19 protein-coding genes and 1 pseudogene are annotated in these 22,090 nt (G+C 65.3%); 11 read left to right on the forward strand and 9 right to left on the reverse strand.

Going from position 1 to position 22,090, the window contains the following annotated elements; all coding sequences use genetic code 11:
• Positions 1-69: 69 nt before the first annotated feature.
• Entirely contained in the window at positions 70-1,962 is a 1,893-nt protein-coding gene (locus ACWESM_RS13235; RefSeq protein ID WP_452491867.1) for a protein kinase domain-containing protein, read from the forward strand.
• 89 nt (positions 1,963-2,051) lie between these two features.
• Here ACWESM_RS13235 and ACWESM_RS13240 read toward each other — a convergent pair whose 3' ends face one another.
• Together ACWESM_RS13240 and ACWESM_RS13245 are read right to left on the reverse strand one after the other, a co-directional pair.
• Positions 2,052-2,354 (reverse strand): hypothetical protein, encoded by a 303-nt coding sequence (locus ACWESM_RS13240; protein ID WP_356965520.1) that lies wholly within the window; start codon positions 2,352-2,354, stop codon positions 2,052-2,054.
• A gap of 474 nt (positions 2,355-2,828) precedes the next feature.
• Positions 2,829-3,692, reverse strand: a complete 864-nt coding sequence (locus ACWESM_RS13245; RefSeq protein WP_355076698.1) for an NmrA family NAD(P)-binding protein — start codon at positions 3,690-3,692, stop codon at positions 2,829-2,831.
• A gap of 96 nt (positions 3,693-3,788) precedes the next feature.
• Here ACWESM_RS13245 and ACWESM_RS13250 point away from each other — a divergent pair, with 96 nt between their 5' ends.
• Positions 3,789-4,532: a TetR/AcrR family transcriptional regulator gene (locus ACWESM_RS13250; RefSeq protein ID WP_356965518.1), complete on the forward strand. Its 744-nt coding sequence runs from the start codon at positions 3,789-3,791 to the stop codon at positions 4,530-4,532.
• Here ACWESM_RS13250 and ACWESM_RS13255 read toward each other — a convergent pair.
• The gene (locus ACWESM_RS13255; protein WP_452491870.1) at positions 4,491-7,313 is read right to left on the reverse strand and encodes an aminotransferase class I/II-fold pyridoxal phosphate-dependent enzyme; all 2,823 of its coding nucleotides are present in this window, start codon (positions 7,311-7,313) and stop codon (positions 4,491-4,493) included. The genes ACWESM_RS13250 and ACWESM_RS13255 overlap by 42 nt on opposite strands.
• Before the next feature lie 255 nt (positions 7,314-7,568).
• Here ACWESM_RS13255 and ACWESM_RS13260 point away from each other — a divergent pair, with 255 nt between their 5' ends.
• Entirely contained in the window at positions 7,569-8,789 is a 1,221-nt protein-coding gene (locus ACWESM_RS13260; RefSeq protein WP_452492176.1) for a PucR family transcriptional regulator, read from the forward strand.
• A gap of 59 nt (positions 8,790-8,848) precedes the next feature.
• Complete coding sequence (locus ACWESM_RS13265; protein ID WP_364436508.1) at positions 8,849-9,316, forward strand: hypothetical protein; 468 nt, start codon at positions 8,849-8,851, stop codon at positions 9,314-9,316.
• A 20-nt stretch (positions 9,317-9,336) separates the two neighbouring features.
• Here the strand turns inward: ACWESM_RS13265 and ACWESM_RS13270 are convergent, their stop codons facing one another.
• Positions 9,337-9,900, reverse strand: a complete 564-nt coding sequence (locus tag ACWESM_RS13270; protein ID WP_452491872.1) for an ester cyclase — start codon at positions 9,898-9,900, stop codon at positions 9,337-9,339.
• Between the two features lie 323 nt (positions 9,901-10,223).
• Here ACWESM_RS13270 and ACWESM_RS13275 point away from each other — a divergent pair, with 323 nt between their 5' ends.
• From ACWESM_RS13275 to ACWESM_RS13290, 4 genes are all read left to right on the forward strand, one after another.
• The gene (locus ACWESM_RS13275; RefSeq protein ID WP_364436511.1) at positions 10,224-10,631 is read left to right on the forward strand and encodes a Zn-ribbon domain-containing OB-fold protein; all 408 of its coding nucleotides are present in this window, start codon (positions 10,224-10,226) and stop codon (positions 10,629-10,631) included.
• A 117-nt stretch (positions 10,632-10,748) separates the two neighbouring features.
• Positions 10,749-14,027 (forward strand): protein kinase domain-containing protein, encoded by a 3,279-nt coding sequence (locus ACWESM_RS13280; protein WP_452491874.1) that lies wholly within the window; start codon positions 10,749-10,751, stop codon positions 14,025-14,027.
• 184 nt (positions 14,028-14,211) lie between these two features.
• Entirely contained in the window at positions 14,212-14,724 is a 513-nt protein-coding gene (locus ACWESM_RS13285; protein WP_355076685.1) for a zinc metalloprotease, read from the forward strand.
• Position 14,725: 1 nt separating this feature from the next.
• Positions 14,726-15,892 carry an MAB_1171c family putative transporter gene (locus ACWESM_RS13290; RefSeq protein ID WP_355076683.1) on the forward strand — a complete coding sequence of 389 codons (1,167 nt, stop codon included), beginning with the start codon at positions 14,726-14,728 and terminating at the stop codon, positions 15,890-15,892.
• A gap of 133 nt (positions 15,893-16,025) precedes the next feature.
• Here ACWESM_RS13290 and ACWESM_RS13295 read toward each other — a convergent pair whose 3' ends face one another.
• Positions 16,026-16,601 (reverse strand): TetR/AcrR family transcriptional regulator, encoded by a 576-nt coding sequence (locus ACWESM_RS13295; RefSeq protein ID WP_364435818.1) that lies wholly within the window; start codon positions 16,599-16,601, stop codon positions 16,026-16,028.
• 78 nt (positions 16,602-16,679) lie between these two features.
• Between ACWESM_RS13295 and ACWESM_RS13300 the strand changes: the two genes are divergently transcribed.
• Complete coding sequence (locus ACWESM_RS13300) at positions 16,680-17,465, forward strand: SDR family NAD(P)-dependent oxidoreductase (RefSeq protein WP_355076679.1); 786 nt, start codon at positions 16,680-16,682, stop codon at positions 17,463-17,465.
• Positions 17,462-17,971 (forward strand): SRPBCC family protein, encoded by a 510-nt coding sequence (locus ACWESM_RS13305; RefSeq protein WP_452491876.1) that lies wholly within the window; start codon positions 17,462-17,464, stop codon positions 17,969-17,971. Before ACWESM_RS13300 ends, ACWESM_RS13305 begins: the two co-directional genes overlap by 4 nt.
• Positions 17,972-17,980: 9 nt before the next feature.
• On the opposite strand, the gene ACWESM_RS13310 is transcribed toward ACWESM_RS13305, so the two are convergent.
• The 4 genes from ACWESM_RS13310 to ACWESM_RS13325 all read right to left on the reverse strand — a co-directional run bounded on the left by ACWESM_RS13310 (position 17,981) and on the right by ACWESM_RS13325 (position 20,754).
• On the reverse strand, positions 17,981-18,316 hold the full coding sequence (locus ACWESM_RS13310; protein WP_355076676.1) for a winged helix-turn-helix transcriptional regulator: 336 nt from the start codon (positions 18,314-18,316) through the stop codon (positions 17,981-17,983).
• A gap of 2 nt (positions 18,317-18,318) precedes the next feature.
• Positions 18,319-18,705: a hypothetical protein gene (locus ACWESM_RS13315; protein ID WP_355076674.1), complete on the reverse strand. Its 387-nt coding sequence runs from the start codon at positions 18,703-18,705 to the stop codon at positions 18,319-18,321.
• Positions 18,706-18,777: 72 nt separating this feature from the next.
• The gene (locus tag ACWESM_RS13320) at positions 18,778-19,641 is read right to left on the reverse strand and encodes a class I SAM-dependent methyltransferase (protein WP_397281245.1); all 864 of its coding nucleotides are present in this window, start codon (positions 19,639-19,641) and stop codon (positions 18,778-18,780) included.
• A gap of 801 nt (positions 19,642-20,442) precedes the next feature.
• Positions 20,443-20,754, reverse strand: a complete 312-nt coding sequence (locus tag ACWESM_RS13325) for a hypothetical protein (RefSeq protein ID WP_452491878.1) — start codon at positions 20,752-20,754, stop codon at positions 20,443-20,445.
• Between the two features lie 925 nt (positions 20,755-21,679).
• Between ACWESM_RS13325 and ACWESM_RS13330 the strand changes: the two are divergent.
• Positions 21,680-21,868 (forward strand): annotated as a pseudogene (locus tag ACWESM_RS13330) (alcohol dehydrogenase); the annotation flags it as partial.
• Between the last annotated feature and the right edge of the window lie 222 nt (positions 21,869-22,090).

A 22,090-nucleotide genomic window follows, 5' to 3' on the forward strand; every position in this document is an offset into this window, starting at 1 on the left:
TGGTGCGACAGTGATAGAAAAGTATGAGAAGCCCGGCAGTCCAGTCGGCGCTGTCCTGGAGCCGCTTGCGTGCAGCGGATCGGAGGGGAAGCGGTCATTATGCTCGAGCGTGGTGACAGGTTGGCCGGATTCAAGATCGAGCGAACGCTGGGAGCGGGAGCCCAGGGCACGGTTTACCTGGCGTATGACGACGGATCGTCGCCTGTCGCACTGAAGGTTCTCGAGGCTGAGCCCGGCCGAACTCGCAAAGAACTGGATGAATTTCGTGTGGCTGTCGAGAGATTTCGGCTCGAAGCCGAGCTCGCGGCAACGCTGCATCATCCCAATATCGTCGATATTCTCGGCCATGGCGACGATGGCGGGCAGCTGTGGATAGCAATGCGGTTCATAGACGGCGTCAACTGTGAGGAACTCGCCAGCAACTCGGGATTGACTCCGGACCGGGCGGTCGGCCTGCTGATACAGGCATCCAGCGGTCTCGACTATGCGCACCGCGCGGGAATTCTGCATCGCGATATCAAGCCCGCTAATTTCCTCATACAGTCCGATTCCGGCGTAGAGCGGCTTTGGATTTCAGATTTCGGCATAGCGCGAAATCTGCTCAGTCCCACAAACCTCACGGCCACGGGGACGGTCCACGGCACTATGGCCTATATGGCACCGGAGCGGATCCTCGGGGGAGAGGTGGACAGCAGAGCGGACGTCTACTCTCTCGGCTGCAGCTTCTTCCGAATGATCACTGGAAAAGTTCCTTTTCCGCGAGACCATGATCCCGCGGTCATGCACGCTCACATCTACGAGCCGCCACCACGGCCGAGTCGAATCAATCCGGCGATCCCGCCGGCGCTGGACGGCATAATTGCGAAAGCAATGGCAAAAGAACCCGTTGACCGTTATCCGGATTGTCGATCCTTGGCCGACGCCGCACTACAAGTGCTCCGGGTCGCGTATGCGCCTACGCGAGTCGGCACTGTCGGCGGTCGTCCTCCAGTCGTCGTACACAACAGGCCCGCCCCGGCGTCACGCCGCGAACGGAGAGAGCATGCACGCCGAGTAGAAGTCAGGAATCGTCCTTCGGCCGAGTTCGGTCTGTTGGATGCATTTCGCCGCCGAAGGTCTGCAAAGATGATCGAACGTCTGAGTCACCTGGCCGATCAGGTCCTGGCTACTTCGCCGGAGATGGAAGCGCTTGCGGACGGCGAGCTCCGCGAAAAGACGGACGAATTCCGCGATCGGTACGACTCCGGAGAAACTCTCGATGAATTCTTGATGGAGACTTTCGCTGTCGGCCGCGAAGCGTCCAGCCGAGTTCTGTCTTACCGGCAGAGCAAGCTCCAGATCATGGGCGCGGCGGCCGCTTATATCGGAAATATGGTAGAGATGAAGCCGCGTGACAGTACTCCGGCTCTGATCTTGTCGGTGTATTTGAGGGCCATTGCTGACGAGGGAATTCATGTCGTGACGAAGAACGAGGAGATCGCCATTACTGCCGCGGCATGGGCCGGTCGGGTGTACCACTTTTTGGGTTCTAACGTGGGCGTCAACCTTGCCGGGCAGCCTCCCGAATCTCTACGTCGAGGATATGATTCCGAAATCACTTACGGCACTGTCAACTTCGGGTTCGACTACTTACGTGCCGGTATTGCGATCGGCTCCGCGCATCCGTTGAAATTCGGAACCCGAGCAGCGGTGTTCGTCGATGGCGCCGGATCTCTGCTTGCGAGTGAATCTACTGCGCGACTGGCCCTGCTGAGCCTCGGCAACGATCCGAGCAACCTCGAAGCATCTGTCCTCCAGGGGGGCCGCGTACCTGACAATCGACGTGAGGTAGCTGGAATCTCCGTCCTCGACTACTTTCGTATGTACGAGACGATCGGAGGCATCAGTTCCGAAAAGATGGACCCGGGGCTGCTGAAAAAGAATCTCAACATCGGGGTGATTTCTTTGAGTGATTCGCGATAGCGTCCGACCCACATGGTCACCGGGCTTCGCCGCGACCCCGCTCGAGTGCGGCGGGGTCGCACGTACGCGCACGTGATCATCAACTGGCGCTACCCCGCGATCGGCCGGACGTGAGGCGGCCGGTGGGGGCCGCCAGGAGTGCGGTCGGCGGGGATGCTGGTGGCGCTGGCCGCGTTGCCGGGGGTGAGGTTGGTCTGGCCGCCGGGAGTCAGGTTGGTTTGCGGCCCGCATGCCAGGTTGGGCCAGGAGCAGGTCGGTAGGTTGGGGTCCTGGCCGGCCTGGGCCACGCCGGCCGTCAGCAGCCCCATGCCCAGCAGGGCGGGTGCTGCGGCGATCGCCAGGGCGCGGGCGAAGCGGCGGGTGCGGTGGGTCGAGCGCTGGTCGATGGTCATATGGGTGCTCCTTCGTGTCGGTGTGGCGGGGAGGTCCCGCTGTCGTCATTTATGACGCTGTCCAGACTCATCGACGCTGGTCCGGGCCGAAAGGACACCCAGGGTGCGCGGCAGCGCACCCTTCTCGTGGTTCGATCCCACCAAGGTGTCGGGTTCCGGTTGCCCACGCGGACACCTTTGCGCGTCGTCCCCGGCATCGCGTTCTCGATCGGCACGGGCGGCGACATCGTCTGCGGCCGCGGAATCGGGACCGCCGAGGATGGCGTATCGGGATACAGCAGCCTGGCAATCGGCGGCGACCGCCGACTCCGCCGCATTGGCCGGGCGAGCGGAGTGGACCGACTACAAGGCGATCATCCTGCAGGCCACGCGCTGATCTCCGGATCGAAACGAATGCCGGTCACCCAGCGCGTGAACACGATGGCCCGCAACAGTTTTCGGCGATCGCTGCGGGCTCGCTCTGCCGACACGCCATCAAACGTGGGAGAGCTGCTCGCGCAGCACCGTACTCAAGGTGACGGGTTCGCGACCGAGCAGGGTGGCCAGTGTCGGGTCGACAGTGGCGAACTCGCCGACTCGGCTGGCGGCGAAGATGCCCAGCAACTGATCCGCCCGCTGCGCGGGAACGCCTTGGCCCACCAGCTCATCCCGGAACTTGTCGTCGGGTGTCGTGGTCCTCGTCACGGCGCGGCCCGTGATCTCGGTGGCGATACCGGCGATGTCGTCGAAGGTGAGCGCTTGCCCTCCGGTGAGCGGCGGCGTGGGGCCGTCGAAGCGGCCTTCGTCGGCCAGGATGGTGGCGGCGGCTTCGGCGAGGTCGGCGTGCGCGGTCCAGCTGAACGGCCCGTCCGCGGGGAGTTCGAGCTGACCGGATTCCACTGCGTGGCCGAGGAAGTGCGCCGCGCTGGTGGCGTAGAAGCCATTGCGCAGCGACGTGAACGGCACACCGCAGGCGCGTAGTGCGTCCTCGGTGGCGGCGTGATCACGGCACGCCTGGAAGTGCGACGAGGCACTGGCTCCCATCTGGCTGGTGTAGAGGATGCGCCGGGCGCCCGCGGCGACGGCCGCTTCGATCGCGGTGCGGTGTTGTTCGACGCACTCTTCGCCCATTTTGTCGACGGAGACGATGAGTACCTGAGAGGCGCCCTCGAAGGCGTTGGCGAGGCCGGCGGCGTCGGTGAAGCTTCCCTCGCGTACCCGTACCCCTCGCTCGGCGAACGCCCGCGCTTTTCGCGGGTCGCGGACGCTGACGCCGACTCGGTCCGCCGGTACGCGCGTCAGCAGTCTCTCGACGATCTGACGTCCCAGCTGTCCGGTGGCTCCGGTCACGATGATCACGATGCGCTCCTGTGTTACGGCGATGGTTCCAATGGAAACATTTGAACGGTATCACTGATACTAACAATGGAACCAGTGAAGCGGTATCGTTGATATATGACATCGCGCGCACGCGGCACCGATGACGCAACTACCGTCGAGTCCGGCACGGCCACGGGCCGCGAGCAGACCCGGCAGCGGGTCATCGAGGCCGCCATCGACCTGCTGACGCGTGGGGGTCGCGACGCGGTCACCACGCGCGCGGTCGCTGATGCGGCGGGCTTGCAGCCGCCGGCCATCTACCGGCTGTTCGGCGACAAGGACGGGCTGCTCGACGCGGTGGCCGAGCACGGCTTCGCCGCGTTTCTCGCCACCAAGCACGTCGACCCCGATCCGCCGGACCCCATCGAGGACCTCAGAGCCGGCTGGGACGTCGCGGTCGAATTCGGTTTGGCCAACCCCGCGCTGTACACGTTGATGTACACCGAACCCGTCGGTACCACCTCGGCTGCCTTCAAGGCCGGCATGGAGATCCTGATGGGCCGAATCCGGCGCCTCGCCGCCGGCGGCTGGCTGCGCGTCGACGAGGAACTCGCGGCCCAGATCATCCATGCCACGGCGCGCGGCGCAGTGCTCACCTGGCTCTCGCTGCGCGAGGAGCGGCGCAACCCGGCCTTGTTGACCACCCTGCGGGAGTCGATGGTCGCCGCCGTCACCAACCAACAACCGGCGGTGCGAGACGCGGGCCCGGCAGGCGCCGCCCGCGCCTTGCGCGCCGCACTGCCCGAGCAGACGACCCTCAGCAGCGCGGAGCAAGATCTACTGCGGGAGTGGCTGAACCGCCTTGCCGCCGACGGCTGATCGCCGACCCTCGATCTTCCCGGCGCCGACACCGTCGGATGCCGCGGCAATCGGGTGCCGAGCCGCGGCCAGCCGCGCGAGCGCGGTTTCGGTGAAGACCGACAACCCGAGGGCTGGGTTGTATCCGTGAATTTCCTTGACGTCGAGGTCGGCGAGGAAATAAAGGATCTCCGTCGAGACCACCTGCCCTGGAACCAGTATCGGGAAGCCGGGCGGGTAGGGCACCACGAAGGTGGCCGATACCAGGGGCTTCCCCTTGGCGAGCCGTCGCCCGGCATCGCCGAGCAGGACGTGTTCGCGGTCGGACTCCGCATACCCGGCGTAGAAGGCCGAACGCATATCGCCGAACGAGCTGGCGCCGTCGGGACGGAAAGCGCTGTCGAACTCGCTGAAATCGGGCAGTGCGGGCAGATCCTTGGTGATCTCCTCGACCCGGCGCTGTTGCAGGGCGCGATCGGCCCTGCCACCCGCGCTCCGGCTTCTCTCGAAGTCGGTGGCGACCCGGCGCAGCACGTCGAGCAGGTAGTGCACGCTCGACCAGGTGACGCCGATCGTGAAGATCAACAGCACACTGTTGATCGAGGTCTTGTTGATCTGGATGCCGAACCGGTCCATCAGGATCTTCTCGCGGAAGTCGTACCCGTTCATGCCGGTCTTGCCGATGAACAGGGTGACCCGGGTCGGGTCGAGCACGAACTGATCGGACCGCCACGCCTCGTTCCATTCCGCCAAGCCACCCTGTCTGACCTGCCGGTAGGAGATGACTTCGGAGGGGCGGAACTCGTCGGGCACCAGGTCGTCCTCGTCGAGGATGCGGAACCACTTCCCGATCAGCCGGTCCTTACGGACGCGGTGGCGGAACACGAGCGCCATGTCGTAGACGTTGCGGACCAGCTGGAAGCCCTCGATGTCGACCTGCCTGCGCGCCAGGTCCAACGACGCCAGGAGTTGCTGGTTCGGCGAGGTCGAGGTGTGGGTCAGGAACGCCTCGGCGAACGTCTCGCGGACGAGAGCTTTGAAATCCTGGTCGCGGACATGGATCATCGACGCCTGCCGAAGCGCGGACAGCGATTTGTGGGTGGAATGCGTCGCGTACACGCGCACCCGCGCACGCTCGGGGTCGGGAAGCAGCCTGCGCTCGCTCCACTCGGCACGGTCGACTCCCCGCATCGACGCACGCCACTCGCGGTACTCCTCGGCGTACCCGGGCGAGGACAACATCGATCGGAGTTGCTCGGCGGCAACCATCGCGGTGCGCTGTCGCGCCCACGGCACGGCGGTCGCGAACGCGTACCACGCTTCGTCCCACAGGAAGCAGATGTCCGGCTTGATCGCCAGAACCTCCTCCATCACGCGCTGGGGGTTGTAGACGATGCCGTCGAAAGTGCAGTTGGTCAGCAGCAGCATCCGCACCCGGTCCAGTTGTCCGGCCGCATCGAGGTCCAGCAGTGCCTTCTTGATGGTGTGCAGGGACACGGCTCCGTAGATCGCGAACGGCGCGAGCGGGTAGGCATCCAGGTACAGCGGGTACGCTCCGGCGAGCACCAAGCCGTAGTGGTGCGACTTGTGGCAATTGCGGTCGATCAGGACGATGTCGCCCGGCCGGGTCAGGGCCTGCACGACGATCTTGTTCGCGGTGGATGTGCCATTGGTGACGAAGTACGTCTGATCGGCGCACCACGTCTCGGCGGCTTTGTCCATCGCCGCCCTGATCGTGCCGTGTGGGTCCAGCAGTGAGTCCAGCCCGCCGGAGGTGGACGACGTCTCGGCCATGAAGATGTTGCGGCCGTAGAACTCGCCCATGTCCTGCAGCGACTTGGAGTTGAAGATGCTGGCGCCACGTGCGACGGGAAGCGCGTGGAATTGGCCGACCGGCGCGGCCGCGTAGGCACGCAAGGCATCGAAGAACGGTGTGGCGAACCGGCTGCGGACGCCCGCGAGCACCGTGCTGTACAGGTCGGTGACGTCGTTGAGGCGGTAGAACGTGCGATCGTAGACGTCCGTCTCGTCCTCGGTCTCCGCGGCGATCGACTCGTCGGTGAGCAGGTACAGGTCGATATGCGGTCGCAGCTTCCTGATCCACTCGCCGCATTCGACCCAGTCGTGGTTGCGGTCGGTCACGTTCACGTCTTCGTTGGCGCCGAGCAACGTGGTCATCAACGGCGCGCGGTCGCTGGAACGGAGGGGGAGGTCGTGCCGGATGATCGCCGCCTGAATCTCGCCGTTCAACGCGACGGCGGTGATGGCGTCCTCGATGCTCGCCACGACGAGCAGTTCGAACTGCACATCGTCCGATGGGTCGCGCAGTGCCCGCAGGCTCTCCGCCAGGCCTGCGGGAGCGTCGGGCGGAGCGTCGTCGCCGAGCAGGACGGTGTAGAACTGCTGCTCTTTGGCCCGCGCCACGAGTTCCTGATCTTCCATCGGCGCGGAGGTGTCGAACAAAGCCGCACGGTCGCCGTACTCGGAGAGCAGGCGCACGGCCAGCGACACTTCGTCGGTGAGCCGCGCCGTCGCGAGATCGGCGAGATAATCGCGAAACGCCGCCAATCTCGCCGGTCCCGGGTACAGCCAGTACCGCTCATAGGTGCCGAGTCGATCGAGAAGACGCCGCACCCGGGCGGCTTCGTGGGTGGCGTCCAGCCCGGCCCGATTGACATCGGCGAGCCGACGGCACGCGTCGTCGAGCAGATTCCAGGTGTCGATTCGCGAGTACGACGGGTTCGCCACCGCCGCCAGCGCGGAAACCGAAAGCCCTTTCGGGCGCTCGCCGTCTCGGTGCATGTCGTCAGTTCCTCCCCCTCGATGGGCGAAGTGATCTGTCGAACGCGATAGACCTAATTGTGCCTCGCGGCAGATCGAATTCCTAGCCGAGCGAAGAGAGCGCCTCGGCAGGTTCCTCGCCGCGGTTCTCGCTCGATGGCCGCCCGCGATATTTCCGTGGCGCCGAAGCGAGGTACCTACAATGATCGTGTGACGACTTTTCGTCGCGATAGCGAAGTCGAGCTCGGCGACTACGTCGGAGGGATCGCCGCCCGGATGAACGAGCGGGTGACGGAAATCGGCACGACCATCCGGCGCAAACTCGAGGAAGAAATAGCCGAACTGCGCGAGGACACGGATTCGCTGGAACTGCTCGGGGCCAGCGTGCACGCGAACGTCGAGACACTGTTGCAGGCGCTGCGCCACGATATTCCGGTCGCGCGCGTCCAGGCGCCGACGGCGGCGATCGAATACGCCAAACGGCTTGCTCAGCACGAGGTTTCGCTCAATGCTTTGATTCGCGCCTACTGGGTGGGGCAGCGACGGATGAGCGAACTGGTGTTCGCGGAGGTGCGGGCCGCCGATATCACGCCGCAGCAGCGTGTCGATGCCCTGCAGACCATCACTACGACGCTGTTCAACTACATCGACTCGATCACCCGGCAGGTCGTCGCCGCCTACCAGGGCGAGCGGGAACAGTGGTTGGAGAATCAGAACAGCATTCGCACACTCCAGGTCCGTGAAGTGCTGACCGAGACGAGCGCCGTCGACGTCGACGCGGCGACCGAGTCGATCCGCTACCCGCTGCGCTGGCATCACCTCGCGCTGGTGCTGTGGTATCCGGAGCTGAGCACCGCCGGTGACGAGCTGCCCCGAATACAGCGGTTCGTGCGGGAACTGGCCGAAGCGGCGAACGCGTCGGCGCGCCCGCTGTTCGCCGCCGTCGATCGGGTCAGCGCATGGGCCTGGCTGCCCTACCGGTCGGTTCCCGCCGACCCGGTCGGCGCCGTACGCAGGTTCGCACGCGACCGGGCCGACGCTCCCTGTTTCGCGATCGGCACGCTCGGCGCCGGCGTCGAGGGCTTCCAGCGGTCCCATCGGCACGCTCAGGCCGCGCGCGCGGTCGCGCTCGCCCGCGGCACGGACGATCCGACGGTCTTCTCCGCGACCGATCCGGGACTGTCCGCCGCGGCGCTGCTGGGTGGTGACATGGCGGAAGCGCGGGACTGGGTGAGCGAGGTACTCGGCGACCTGGCCTCCGACAACGACAACGACGAGCGGCTCCGCGAGACGTTGCGGGTCTTCCTGCGCACCGGATCGAGCTACAAGGCCGCGGCCGCGGAAATGAACCTGCACTTCAATTCCGTGAAGTACCGGATAACGCGAGCGATCGCGCGGCGGGGTCGACCGATAGACGACGACCGGCTCGAGGTCGAGATGGCGTTGCTGGTGTGCCAGTGGTACGGGGGCGCGGCATTGCGCCGAGGCCCGGCGTAGCGCAGATCGTTTTCACCTCCTGGCTTGAAACCCGTCACCCCAAAGCGAAGGAGAAGGCGATGTCCACCATCCACTTCAAGGAGACGACGAACTCGACACCGGAGCAGTTCGTAGCGGCGCTCACCGATTTCGGGCCGGGCCGCTCACAGGTGTTCGGCAACAGCGCCGACAAATACCTCGAAGTGCACAACCAGGGCCGCCGTGAGGCCGACGTCACGGAAGGCTCGCACGGCATCTGGGAACGCCTGCACTACGACTGGTCGAATCCCGAGCGGGTCGTCATGACGACCACCGACTCGAACGTATGGGGCGGCCACTCGGGCCACACCTACACCTTCAACCGCCGGTCGGACGGGAAGACCGATGTGGATGTCGTCATCGTGCGCGAGGGCAAGAACCTGAAAGGGCGAGTCCTCGAAGTCGTGGTCGGGACCGTCGGCAAACGCGTCCTGCGCCAGGCCCTGGACAAGACCGTGAAGGCCATCGAAACCCGCGACAACGGCGGAGGAACGGCCGAACGCCCGTAACGGGTCCTGCGTATCGGCGGTCAATCGCCGAGGTCGGGTGGGGTGGTGGCCAGCAGGCGCGGGTCCGGATCGGAGCCGGTCATGGCGAGGGCTCCGGCGGCGGCTCGGCCGAGCTTCCACAGGTCACGAGGATCGCGTTTGTTCAGTCCGCCCACCAGCTGTCGGAGAATGGTGAGCTGGTCGAAGTAGATCCGTTCGGTCACCAGGTTCTCGTGCTCGTCGAAGACGAAGTAGGCCGTCATCCTCGTGCGGTGCCGGGAGCCGGTCGGGGGAATCTTGCCGAGTGATCCGAGATGTGTTCCGAGCAGCCAGAATTCGACGATGACGGCGTCATGGCTGTGCCGGAGCGCGATGAGTTCGTGGTCCTGATCGGGGAAGGCGACGCGGGTGTCGTGATAGTAGCCGCGCACTTCGCCGTCGCCGTCGTGGACGAGCATCTGCGCGATGATCTCGTAGTGCGGGTGGGGGAATGTCGACAGGGTGGCGTCCCAGTCCTGGCGGACTTCGTCGCGGAAGTGGTCGAGAACCAGTTTCTCGCGGGCGCGCAGCACGTCTTCGGGCGGCAGGTGGAAGCGGGACGACATGGGAGTACTCCTTCGAAGCCGGGTCCATCAGTGCTGTGGCCGTGACTGCGCATGGGCCTGGCGCCCGGGTTGGTCCATGTGCCGGTGAGTTCGCTGGGGGAGGAAACCGCGGGTACGGAAAGCGCATGCCTCCGATATCCACAGTGTGGGTTAAGTGAGGACGAACTTATACCCACGCCGTGGATATAATCAAGGAGGTGTGCGGTCCGCACCTCGATCGTGCGAAAAATAGGTATACCCCCCGGTAATTTCACCGTCGCTCGACGTGGCTCAGCGGGGCAGTCTGGAGCGGAACTTGCCAGCACCGCCTCGGGGAGGCCCGTATGCACACGAACCAAGTCGAGCACACTTCGAACGTCGTCGGAGGTGGCAGTGAGCTGCGCGCGGACGACATGTTGATGATCTACCGCTGCATGCGGTGCGAGAAGTTGCTCGCGCCGATAACGTCCGGGTGCTCGTCCTGCGGATCCGACGACCTCGAAAGTGTGCCGTCGTCGGGTGCGGGTTCCGTCGTGTCATGGCGGGTAGTGGATCGGGCCCCGACCGACAGGCAGGGCGGGTTGGTGCCGCTGACGATCGCCATCGTGGAGCTCGACGAAGGCCCGTGGGTCTACACATCGCTCGAAGGCGAGATCCCCTCGTCCGCGGGCCCGTCGGTGCGCGTTCAATTCCAACCCCATCCCCCGGAAGGCAGGTTCCCGGTCTTCGCGGTCAGCACCCGTTTGCCCTGACAGTCCGACTGCGCGACCCGCTGGATAAGTCCCGGCGATATCCTGGGGATACGTCACCGGGAGGTGTGCAGTGGTGGGTTTGCCAATGGGCTCGGATGGGGTGAATCGGTGTAGTCGATGACCGATGCCGATCCCTTCGCGACGCAACGCGACGCGTCCGGTTCGGTCGCGGCGGAATTGGCGGCGGCTGGGCTGGAGGACGCCGCCGAGATCGGCCGGGGTGGTTTCGGTGCTGTGTATTGCTGCAGGCAGGCTTCGCTCGACCGAGTGGTCGCGGTCAAGGTCCTCACCGCCGATCTGGACGAGGACAACCGGGCCCGGTTCTTACGCGAGCAGCGGGCCGCGGGCAGGTTGACCGGCCATCCCAATATCGTGCATGTCCTGCACGCAGACGTCACCGACGACGGTCGCCCCTACATCGTCATGCCGTATTACCCGCACGGCTCTCTGGACGCACGGATCCGCGGCAGCGGGCCGCTGGGACTCGAGGAAGTGCTGCGGCTGGGGGTGAAGATGGCCGGGGCTCTCGAGACGGCGCATCGCGCCGGGGTGCTCCATCGCGACGTCAAGCCCGGAAATATTCTCTACACCGACTACGACGAGCCCACGCTGGTGGATTTCGGCATCGCTCATATCGGAGGCGGGTTCGTCACCGGCGCGGGCATCGTCACCGGGACGCCCGCCTTCACTGCTCCGGAAGTGATCGGCGGCGAGGCGGCAGGCCCGGCCGCGGACGTCTACGGCCTCGGCGCCACCTTGTTCGCCGCGATCACCGGCCATGCGGCCTTCGAGCGCCGCGACGGCGAGCAGTTGGTGGCCCAGTTCCTCAGAATCACCTCCGAGCCGGTACCGGACCTGCGCGAGCACGGCATTCCCGAGGCCGTGGGAGCCATCATCGAACGTGCCATGGCCGGTGACCCGAACAGCCGACCTTCCGCCGCGGAACTGGGTGAGCAACTCCGAGAAGCGCAGACCCGTCATGGTTTCCCTGTCGATGAAATGGCGTTGCACACTCCGCTCGCGGGGGAGCCCGAGGCCGAGTCACCAGGCCGGCAGTTGCCTGCGACGGGGTCGCGGCAGCATCGAGCGACGGAGGCTTCGTCGGGTTCGGGGAAGCTTCCGCTGGAACTGACCAGCTTCATCGATCGACGAACCGAGCTGACGCAAGCGACGAACTCGTTGTCGACCTCGCGGTTGGTGACCCTCACCGGGATCGGCGGAGTGGGCAAGACGCGGCTCGCGGTGCAAGTCGCCACCACTGCGCAACGCGACTTCGCCGACGGTGTGGTGTTCGTCGAGCTGGGTGAGCTGCGTGACGAATCGCTGTTGGCGAGCGTCATCGCGGGCGCGCTGAACTTGCAGGACCGATCGATGCGGCCGTTACGCGACGTACTCGCCGAGTTCCTCGCCGATCGCGAACTGCTGCTCGTGCTGGACAATTGCGAGCAACTGGTGGCCGCGGTGGCGGAACTCGCGGAGTCGCTGCTTCGCGCGTGTCAGCGAGTGCGCATTCTCGCGACGAGCCGCGAGCCGATCGGCCTCGCAGGGGAAGCGGTTCTGCCGATCCACCCGCTGGCCGTCCCCGATCCGGATCGGCTACCCAGGAACCCGGCCCGCAATGACGCGATGAGGTTGTTCAGCGACCGGGCCGCCACTGCCGTGCCGGGGTTCGAACTCACCGAGGACAACCAACGCCCCATCGCCCGGATCTGCCGGCAGCTGGACGGCTTGCCGTTGCCGATCGAGCTGGCGACAGCCTGGTTGCGGGTGATGTCGCCGGAACAGATATTGCGACGCTTGACCGATCGGTTCGCCTTGCTCACTCGCGGCAGCAGGAGCGCACCGCCGCGGCAACAGACACTGCGCATGTGCATCGACTGGAGCTACGACCTGTGTACACCGGTGCAACAACGAGTGTGGGCTCAGTTGTCGGTCTTCGCGGGCAGCTTCGACCTCGAGGCCGCGCAATACGTCTGCGGAGAGGATCTGGCAGCGGAGAACATTCTGGATACGGTCGCGTTCCTCGTCGACAAGTCGATCCTCATTCGCGAAGAGTCGGCGGGCGTGGTGCGGTTTCGGATGCTGGACACGGTGCGTGACTACGGCCGCGAAAAAGGGGAGCGGACCGGCGAATACCTCGAACTCTGCCGTCGCCACCGTGACTGGTACGAACAGCTGGCGCTCGATGCGAATGCCGACTTGATCAGTCCTCGGGACTTCGAGTGGGTCGGACGGTTGCGCCGGGAGCAGCCGAACATGCGGCAAGCGCTGGAATTCTGCGTGTCCGACAGCCCCGAAGCCGGAATCCGGATCGCCAACGCTCTGTTGCCCTTCCGGTTCTCCCACGGCTCCCTCGCCGAGGAGCGTCGCTGGCTGGAGCGTCTGCTGGCCCGCCGCACCGGCACAGTCACCGTCGACCAGGCCGCGGCGATATTCGCGACCTCCCTCATAGCCGCAGTACAGGGCGACGTCTCAGGGGTGGCCGATCTGGTACGCGAAGGGCACGCGTTCGCCGAGCGGTCGACCGACCCGCTGATCCGCGCACACATCGACTTCGCCGATGGACTCCTCGCACTGTTCAACGGAAACCTTTCCGACGCCCGCCTGTATCTCGAGAAGGCCGTCCGGGTGTATACCGAGCGAGGCGGCCCTCTCCTCTTCCGAGTCGACGCGCTGACCTTTCTCGGTCTCACGCACGGGCTGGGTGACGACAGCGCGCGGGCCATCGAATATTTCGAACGCTCTCTCGCGCTCATCGAAGAACACGGCGGGACGGTATATCAGGCCTACGCGATGTGGGCGCTGGCTATTTCGTTGTGGCGTCGAGGAGATTCCGTGCGGGCGACTCGACTCATCGTGCGAGCACTGCGGGTGAGCAGGAAGGTGGACGACCGCACGAACCTCAGCATGTGCCTGCAAGCACTGGCGTGGATCGCAGCCGACCACGAAGCTGCCGAGCGTGTGGTCGTCTTGTTCGCGGCCGCCGAACAGATCGGCCGGTCCGTGGGTACCGCGCCGACCCAATTCCCAGAGCTGCTCGCTTATCAGGAAGAGTGCGAGCGCCGAACTCGAGAAGCCATCAGCGAGCACGCCTACGCCGCGGCCCACCGGGAAGGCGCCGCGCTCGATCTCGACGCCGCGATCGCCTACGCCCTGGGTGAACCGGCCTCACCCTCGGCGCGAAATCCCCTGGGCAGCAAATTGACCAAACGCGAGCGGCAAGTCGCCGAACTGGTCGCCGAAGGCCTGACCAACAGGGAGATCGCCGCTCGCTTGGTGATCTCGCCCCGCACCGCACAAGGCCATGTCGAACACGTGCTGACCAAACTGGGCTTCACCTCGCGAACACAGGTCGCGGCGTGGATAGCGGCCTCACGGAACCCTTCGGGAACATGAGCGAACCGTCACGATCGACTACGCATTTCTCTGTCAGGCCGACTGGACGATGACCACGCGGCCGATCCGTCGAGTCGGTGCGAGAAAGCCTGCGCGACAAGCCGCGTCCGTGACGATGCTCGGTCGGCGGCTACGCTCATCGCGGTATCGGCATAGGTCACGTGATCGACAAGGGGAAGGCGTAATGGAGGATCTCGCCGCGCGATTCGAGGAGCTGGGTCGCCTGGTACCGATCCCCCACCCATGGGACGTAACGGAGTACATCGCGCGGGTGGCAGAGTACCGGGAACGGCCGATCACGTTGTGCCCGATCGATGTCGGCGCACTCTCGGAGAACGGATGCGGCACCGGAAGCGGCCTGTGGATCGCCCGTGCAGGCGACGACGTGATCATGTACGGAGCCGACACCGAATGGCATGCCGATCACATCATCGCCCACGAGATCGGTCATATGTTGCTCGGCCACGGAGGAACCGCGAGCGGTACCGATGGTGCCGCGGCCGATCTGCCGTTGCGCGAATTGATGCCCTCGCTGTCGCTGGAAACGATCCGCAGCGTACTGCGCCGCCAGGATTACGGAAGTGAGCGCGAGCGCGCCGCCGAAACCTTCGCCGACCTGTTGCTCGTCGAAGCGATGCTGCCGAAGCGGTCGGCGAGCCGGTTCCGCTCGACGTTCTTCCGAAACCGGCATCGGTGAGATGACTTCCCCGATCCCGGGTTCGATCACCTGGCCCGTCCTGACAGGTATCGCGTTGGCGCTCATCGGTCGGTGGTGGCTGTTGCCGGACAGCGTCGTCGACCGGCTCGTCAACCGCGCGCTCGCCGCGGCTCTCCTCGAACACCTGTTGCGGGAGTCGTGGTTCGAACAGTCACTGACCCGGCTGCTGCCCGGCGACAACAGCGACGTGGTGAACATCGCCCGGCAGCTCTCGCTGGGAGCAACCGTGCTGGCCGTCTCGAATATCTACGGCATCGCCAAGCTGTGGGCAGGCGCAGACCCCGCCCACACGTGGCACAGGCAGCGGCGCTACTACCTGCTCACCCTCACCGCCACCGTTGTCATCCTGATCGCAGGGACGCCCGCCCGCCGCGCCGACCAGTTGATCGACCAAGCCCTCGGCTGGCCTGCCGTCGTGATCTGGATCGCGTTTTCCCTGCCGCTCGGTGCGACGGCTGTGCTCGTCAGCCGGGCAAGCGTGCGCGAGATGCGCGCCGCGGGCGATAGCCCCTGGCAGGAACGCGCACTGTACACGGTGGTCCTGTGCACCGCGGTGGGCATGGGGATTGTCGCGGTCGCATACCCGATCGATTCGCTTGTCAGTGTCCTGACCGGCCAACCGCCATTCGATCCCGAAATGCGCTGGAAAGCATGGTGCGGGTTCCTTCTCTCGGCGGTCGGCGCTCCCGCCGTGGTCACGGTGCCGCTGATCAGCGCCTTGGTCTCCCATGTCGGATGGGACCGCACCAGCCGATATCGCCGCCGCTTGCAGCCCATGTGGGCCGATCTCACCGCAGCCGTACCGGAAATCGTCATGGAGACGCGGCGCGACCTCGACGGCCGAACAGACCCGGCCATCCGTCTGCACCGCATGACGGTCGAGATCCGCGACAGTCTGCTGCATCTCAAGCGCTACAGCGACTGCCCCGACGATCTGGCCGCCACCGGCGGCGACCCGCACATCTATGCCCGTCGCGTCGCCGAGGCCATCGCAACGAAAGCTGCCGGGCACGCCCCGCGCGCGAGCCGGCTCACGCCGCGGCACCAAATCCAACCGGGGGCAAGGGATCTCACCGCGGAGCTGCGCCAGCTCCTCGCACTCGCCAAGGCATGGCCACACGTCCGCGGCCTGACAAAATCGCCGTAGCCGTCGCGCGTCGGTGTATCCGCCGCCGTCGACTGCTCGAAATTCCTCATATCGACGGTGATGGTGTCGCGAAAATCGTCCCCACGCGAACGTCCGCCTCGTCAGGGCGCCGCAGGGTGGATGCCACCGGTGGTCACGGTAGGCCGGCGAGGGCCGCGACGACTGCCCATGCGTCGGCACGTGGTTCCGAAGTCCAAGGGGCCGTTGGTTTGTGGATCCGTAGCGAGACCACGCCGTGCAGGGCGCACCACGCGCGCAGCGCGAGGTCCGGGGACTTCTCGGCGGCCGGTAACAGGTCGGCCAGACGATCCAGCAGATCCAGTCCCGGCCCGGTACCGGGCTCGATCGAGGGATCGGGTCGTTCGAACAGCAACTGGTAGGCGCCGGGATGATTCTCGGCCCACGTCAGATAGGCATCGATCAGCGAACGAAGCCGGTCGACGCGGGTGCCGTCGGGCATGTCCGCGGCGTCGAGCGCATGCCGCAGCCGGCCGAACAATTCCTCGGTCACGGCATAGTTCAGCGCATCTTGAGACGGGAAGTGCATGTAGACCGCGCTGGGCGCGACACCGCAGGCCCGGGCGATGGCCCGCAGTGACGGCGTCGGCAACGACTGCGGTTCCAGCAGCAGCTCGATCGCGGCGGCAACCAACTCCGCGCGCAGCCGCTCGCCCTCTCCGCGCGCTCGTCGTTGGCGTGTATCGGTCATCGAGGCTCCCTTGACATAGATCACTGAACAGATGTTAAGTATAGCTAGCTGAACACCTGTTCACTTTCAGGAGGCGACATGAAGAACTGGGATGGCGCGACGGCGGTCGTGACCGGTGCGAGTAGCGGAATCGGCGCGGCATTCGCCACGGCCTTGGCGGAAAGACGGTGTGACCTGATCCTGGTCGCCAGGCGCGAGCATCGGCTGCGCGAGCTGGCGACAGACCTCGAACACACCTTCGGTATCCGGGCTCGGGTCGTCACCGCGGACCTTTCGATCCCCGCGGATGTCGAGCGCCTCGCCGCCCTGCTGAGCGCGGACGAGCACCCGATCGACGTGCTGGTCAACAACGCCGGTTTCGCGACCCACGGCCCGCTCGCCGACCACGACCGCGCGCGCGTGCGCGAGGAGATCGCGGTCAACATCACCGCCGTCGCGGAACTGACCCGGGCGGCACTGCCGGACATGATCCGGCGCGGCCGCGGAGCGGTGATCAACATCGCCTCCACCGCGGCGTTCCAACCGATCCCGTTCATGGCCGTCTACGGCGCGACGAAGGCGTTCGTGCTCTCGTTCACCGAGGCGTTGTGGGGCGAGCTGGAAGGTAGTGGCGTCACCGCGCTCGCCGTGTGCCCGGGCGCCACCGATACCGAGTTCTTCGAGGTGGCGGGCGAAGCCGCCAGTGTCGGACGACGGCAGACATCGGAGCAGGTGGTGGCGACGGCTCTGCGCGAACTGGACCGTCGCACGCCCCGGCCGAGCGTGGTATCCGGGCTGACGAACGCGGTGTCCACGCGTCTGCCGCGGTACCTGCCGCGCCGCACCACGATTCGCCTGACCCGTGGATTGGTCGCCGCGAAATGACCATGTACGCCCTGCGTCCCAGCAGCCTGTGCGATATCTCTTCGATGCGCCGCCACCTACTCAGCGAACGTATCGTGGACGCATCGGCGCAGCGAACCTTCGACATTCTCGCCACCGGGGAAGGCCAAGGGGAGTGGGCCGACGGGTACCGGGCCACCACCTGGTACGGAAATGCTGCGCATGACGTGGGAACGATCCGCGACATTCACTTGCGCTGGATCACGGTGCGCGAACGATTCCTGGCCTGGGAGCCCGCCGCCCGTTTCACGTTCTCCGCCGATGCCATGTCGATCCCGCTGGCGCGCCGAATGATCGAAGACATCACCTTCGAGCCGCTCGGCCCCGGCCGCTGCCGCATGGTCTGGCAGGTACACCTCGACCCGGCGCCGGCGCTGCGCCCGGTCGAATCACTGGTGATGCGGCGCCTTTTCGAGCCGATGTTCGACTCGTTCGCCGCCGGACTCGCCGGATTCGCTCGCACACATAGTACTCGCGGGATGGTTTGACCATGGCGGCTAGTGAAGTTGGCGATCCCAGTCTTGGGCCCATGCGGTGATCGGTTGCAAGCTGTGGATGAGTCGTTGTCCGATCGGTGTCAGCGAGTAGCCGTTCACGTGGTCGACGATGCCGGCCGCCGTGAGTTCATGGAGCCGACGGGTCAGCACGCTCGAGGAGATTTCGCCGCATGCCGTACGCAGTTCGCGGAAGGTCGGTGGGTGTGCGGCTCTGTCGAGTTCCCAGATCACTCGCAGGGTCCACCGCCGCCCGATCAGGTCGAACAGGGCCATGATCGGGCGGCCGGTCGAGGAGCCGCGGACGGGATGTCCGGGTCGTGGCGCGTCGGTCGGCATGGCTATCCGGCCTGGCTGGGCAGAGGTGAATCCTGCAGCCGCCGTGCCATTTCCGCGATCGCGATGCGCAGGGTTCCCAACGGACGCAGGAACAACGTGACGTGTGTGATCCGATCGGAGGCGTCGCGTTCCTCGCGCAGCATGCCCTGCAAGTGGTGATCCTCGACCTGTGCGGTGAACGCGAAAACCCCGTCCCGTTCGGCTCTCCACTGGTTCGTCTCGGTGATACCACCGAGCACTGTCGAGATCAGTCCCAGCACGTGTGTGGCGTCCTCGCGCCCGTGATAGTCGGCGACCGGGCTGGTGAAGATCGCGTCGTCCGCAAGATGCTGTGCGAGGTCCTGCGAGCGGTCGGCTTGCCAGAAGGAGAGAACCACACTGTCGCTCATGCCTCTATTTTAGAGGCATGAGCGACAGTGTGGTAGGCGCTGGTCCGGCGGCCGCAACCGCGGCAGACGAACTCAGCGGCTCGCGCGCAGTATGCGGATCGCGCGCAGTGCGGGGGGCGGTTCGCCCTCGAAATTTTCGGATCCGTCGAGGTAGCCGGCGATGAGGTCGGGGGCGGAGTGGTCTTCGAGGTCGGTGAAGCCGAGGGCGCGCAGCTGTGCGGCGAGGTCGTCGGGCGTGAAGTAGCTGAACACGGGTTCACCGAGGCCGGCCAGCCGATCGGCGCGGGCCTGCTGGTGCGCACGGTCCACATCGGTGTCCGCGGGCTGCAGGTAGTCGAAGACCACCTCGACCGGCTGGGCCTGACCGGCGATGTATTCGAGAGTGGCGTGGGCGGCGTCGGGAGTCAGATAGAAGACGACGCCGAGCCACACGAAGACGGCCGGGTCCGTCCGTTCGAATCCGGTGGATTCCAACGCCGCTGCCAGCGTCTGGGTTTCGAAATCGACCGGCACGAAGGTCAACGTCTCGGGGCGGTCGATTCCGGCGGTAGTAAGGCGTTCGCGTTTCCACGCTTGGGTGGCGGGGTGGTCGACCTCGAAGACACGCAAGTCCGGGCGCGGATTGCGGTAGGCGAAAGTGTCCAGACCGGCGCCGAGGATAACGACCTGCCGCACACCAGCGGCGATGGCCGCGGCCACGGCGTCCTCGGCGAAGCGCGCGCGGGCGGCGAAGAACAGTCGGCGGGGCCGATCGCTGACCCCGTCACCGAGGTGATCGGTTGTGGGTGTTCCCTTTTCGGCCAGGTCCTCTGCGGTGACGCCGAGTAGACGTGCCGCCAGGGGGTCGGTGAAGATTTGTGGTCGGTCAGCGATCTGGTGATAGGCGCGGGCGTACGCGGTGATGAGCGCTGTACGGCTGGGTCCGTCGTTATCCATGTTCGACAACCTAGTCACGAGTGTGGCGCACGCTCTATGAATTACTCACGCTCACTCCGATCTGCGCACCCGCAACCCGATGATCACCTCGCGACTGGTTATCGCGATGTCCGACAACCGCCGCCGGTAACGGCTGTGAACCCGCCAGGAGCACCCCGCAGCCGGAACACGCCACCGGATCCTCACCGGTAGCAGCCTCGATCCCCACTGCCGAACCCGCCGCGCGCACCACCTCGATCCGCGCATATCCCTACCGAGGGTCAGGAGCCGTCGGATACACGGTCCAGAACGCTACCGTCGGCTATCGGCTATCGGCTGGACTACTCCGACCCCATATTTCCCATTAGCTGGGATCGGTACGGATCGAGCCAACCGGCCACCGCCCTCCAGTCGGCTGGGGTCATTCGAGCAAGAGGATGTGCCTCCGACTCGAGACAGTATGTGTGCAGGCGTCGACGCTGATCCGCTGCCGATAGCAGCGCTCTTCTGCATCGTGAGCAGAATCTGTTCGTTGTTGTGTGGATGTTCTCGTCCATTGTTCTCCCGCCAGTAAATGCGCGAAGAGGATCGGAACCGGTTGTGTGTAGCGCTATCGAGACCGAGCCGATCAGTCGTCGGCTACGAGCACTGTGTCCAGGTCCACGTAGCTGCGAACAACCATGCGAATCGGTGACGTCCAGGCGAGCTGGATCGACACGCTCAGGATCCGGCGACGCTATCGCGCGTCGGCCATGCCATGTACGGCGAACTGTCGCGTGACGTGCGTGGCACGGCGACTCGCTGACGAGCCTGCCTGAGGGGTCATCGGTGCGAGATTGCTCGAGTTCGGAGCGGCCTCGACACTGCGCATGCGCAGTTCGCGTCGGCGATCTGACCTGAGGTGGAGCGTATTCCAGCATCGGCTGGTCGCGTCGGGTCGATTCTGTCGCACCATTGGCTGTGCAGTGTTCGCCAGCCTTCGGGGGCCGTGCGGGTCCACTTCTCTTGCAGCTCTGCCGCAGCCAAGGCGGGGTTCTCGCGCTCGACTTCGTTTTCCGCGTGTGCGGCCCGGTCGACCAGCGCGGTCCAGCGGTGGAAATCCTGATGGAGTGCCTGTTCGGCCTTCTTGTGCACTGTCAGCTCCTTAGGTGACGGTTGTCGTTGTTTTTCTGAACCTGCGCTTCTGGATGGTGCGCTCGGATCACCACAAGTCGGATCTGTATATCGCGAGCGTTGCTGTGGGCGGTGACTGGTTGTGACGTGTCACGGCTCCTGGCTCACCTTGGTAAAATTGATGCACCGCATCAGATTTCGATCTACCGGTACTCGAATGTGCCGATGCCCCTCGCTGTGCGTATTGAATAGCTACATGCTCGGTCGGCTGCATGTGCGGTAGGTGCGGCCACGGCTACCATGCCCGTGGCGCCGAGGACGACGCCGATGCGTTCGCGATTCGCGCCGCAGCGCTGGGTTAGATGTCGGCAGTCAGACATTGTGCATCGATCTCTTGTACGGAAGGATCGGATTCCGACAGCGCGTAGGGCTGCACGGACCCTTGGAGAGAGCCGCTGAGGCTCGCCGATGGAGCGGTCTTCTGTTGTCGGATGCTCAACTCTCCGGCGTCACGCATTCGCGCGGCTACCATCCCGTCATCACGGGGCTGCCGCGGTGTCGGGTGGCCAACGTTTGATGTCGGCTTGGTCACAATTTAAGCACAGACGGTTAACTATGCACAGGGCAAGTAGGGACTTTTCTATCAAAAGCCGCAGGTCTGCCATGGCTTCGTCGCCCAACCAGCGAATTTGCTGACTGCATGTGATGCATGTCACATGCGATATCTATTGACGGTTACCTGACCCTCTGTGTCCGACTTCCGGCTCGACGGAGCGGATATGAATTCGCCACCTGAGTGTGGTGGCGTGGGCCGGCGGCGAGGGCTGAGGGCTCTGCAACGAGTCGGTGCTACGTCGGCATGGTCTATTGCCGTGCGATGTTGTCGCAGTGCGGGATTCAGCCACCGCTGTATTTTTTGGGGAGGCGGAACGCGCCGCACTCGCGGCGCCAACTGCACATCCACGGAGCCAACGGGTCCGCACCCGAACACAACAAGCGCGCACTCGAATACATCTCCTCAGGACAAGTGCCGGTGAAAGACCTCATCACCCATCGCATCCGCCTCGAAAACGTGCTGGACGCCTTCTCGATCGTCAAGAACGGCGCGGCCATCAAGGTGACCGTGGAGCCTTGAGCTGTCGGCGGCCTTCCGTGCCCGGCCGCGGGCCGGGGACGGAAGAAGCCCTCTGCGGTCCGTGTCGCGTCACGGACCCAGATGGGCGACCGTGCACACGGGTGTGCAGAAGGTCGATCGGACGGTGAAGAACACCGCACCATCGCGAGTTGCGGTGCGCCGCGATCGGAGATCACCCGGACGCCGCCTCCTCGAATAGGTCAAGGGGTGACCGGCCACGCC

The sequence above is a fragment of the Nocardia sp. NPDC003999 genome (assembly GCF_053604885.1).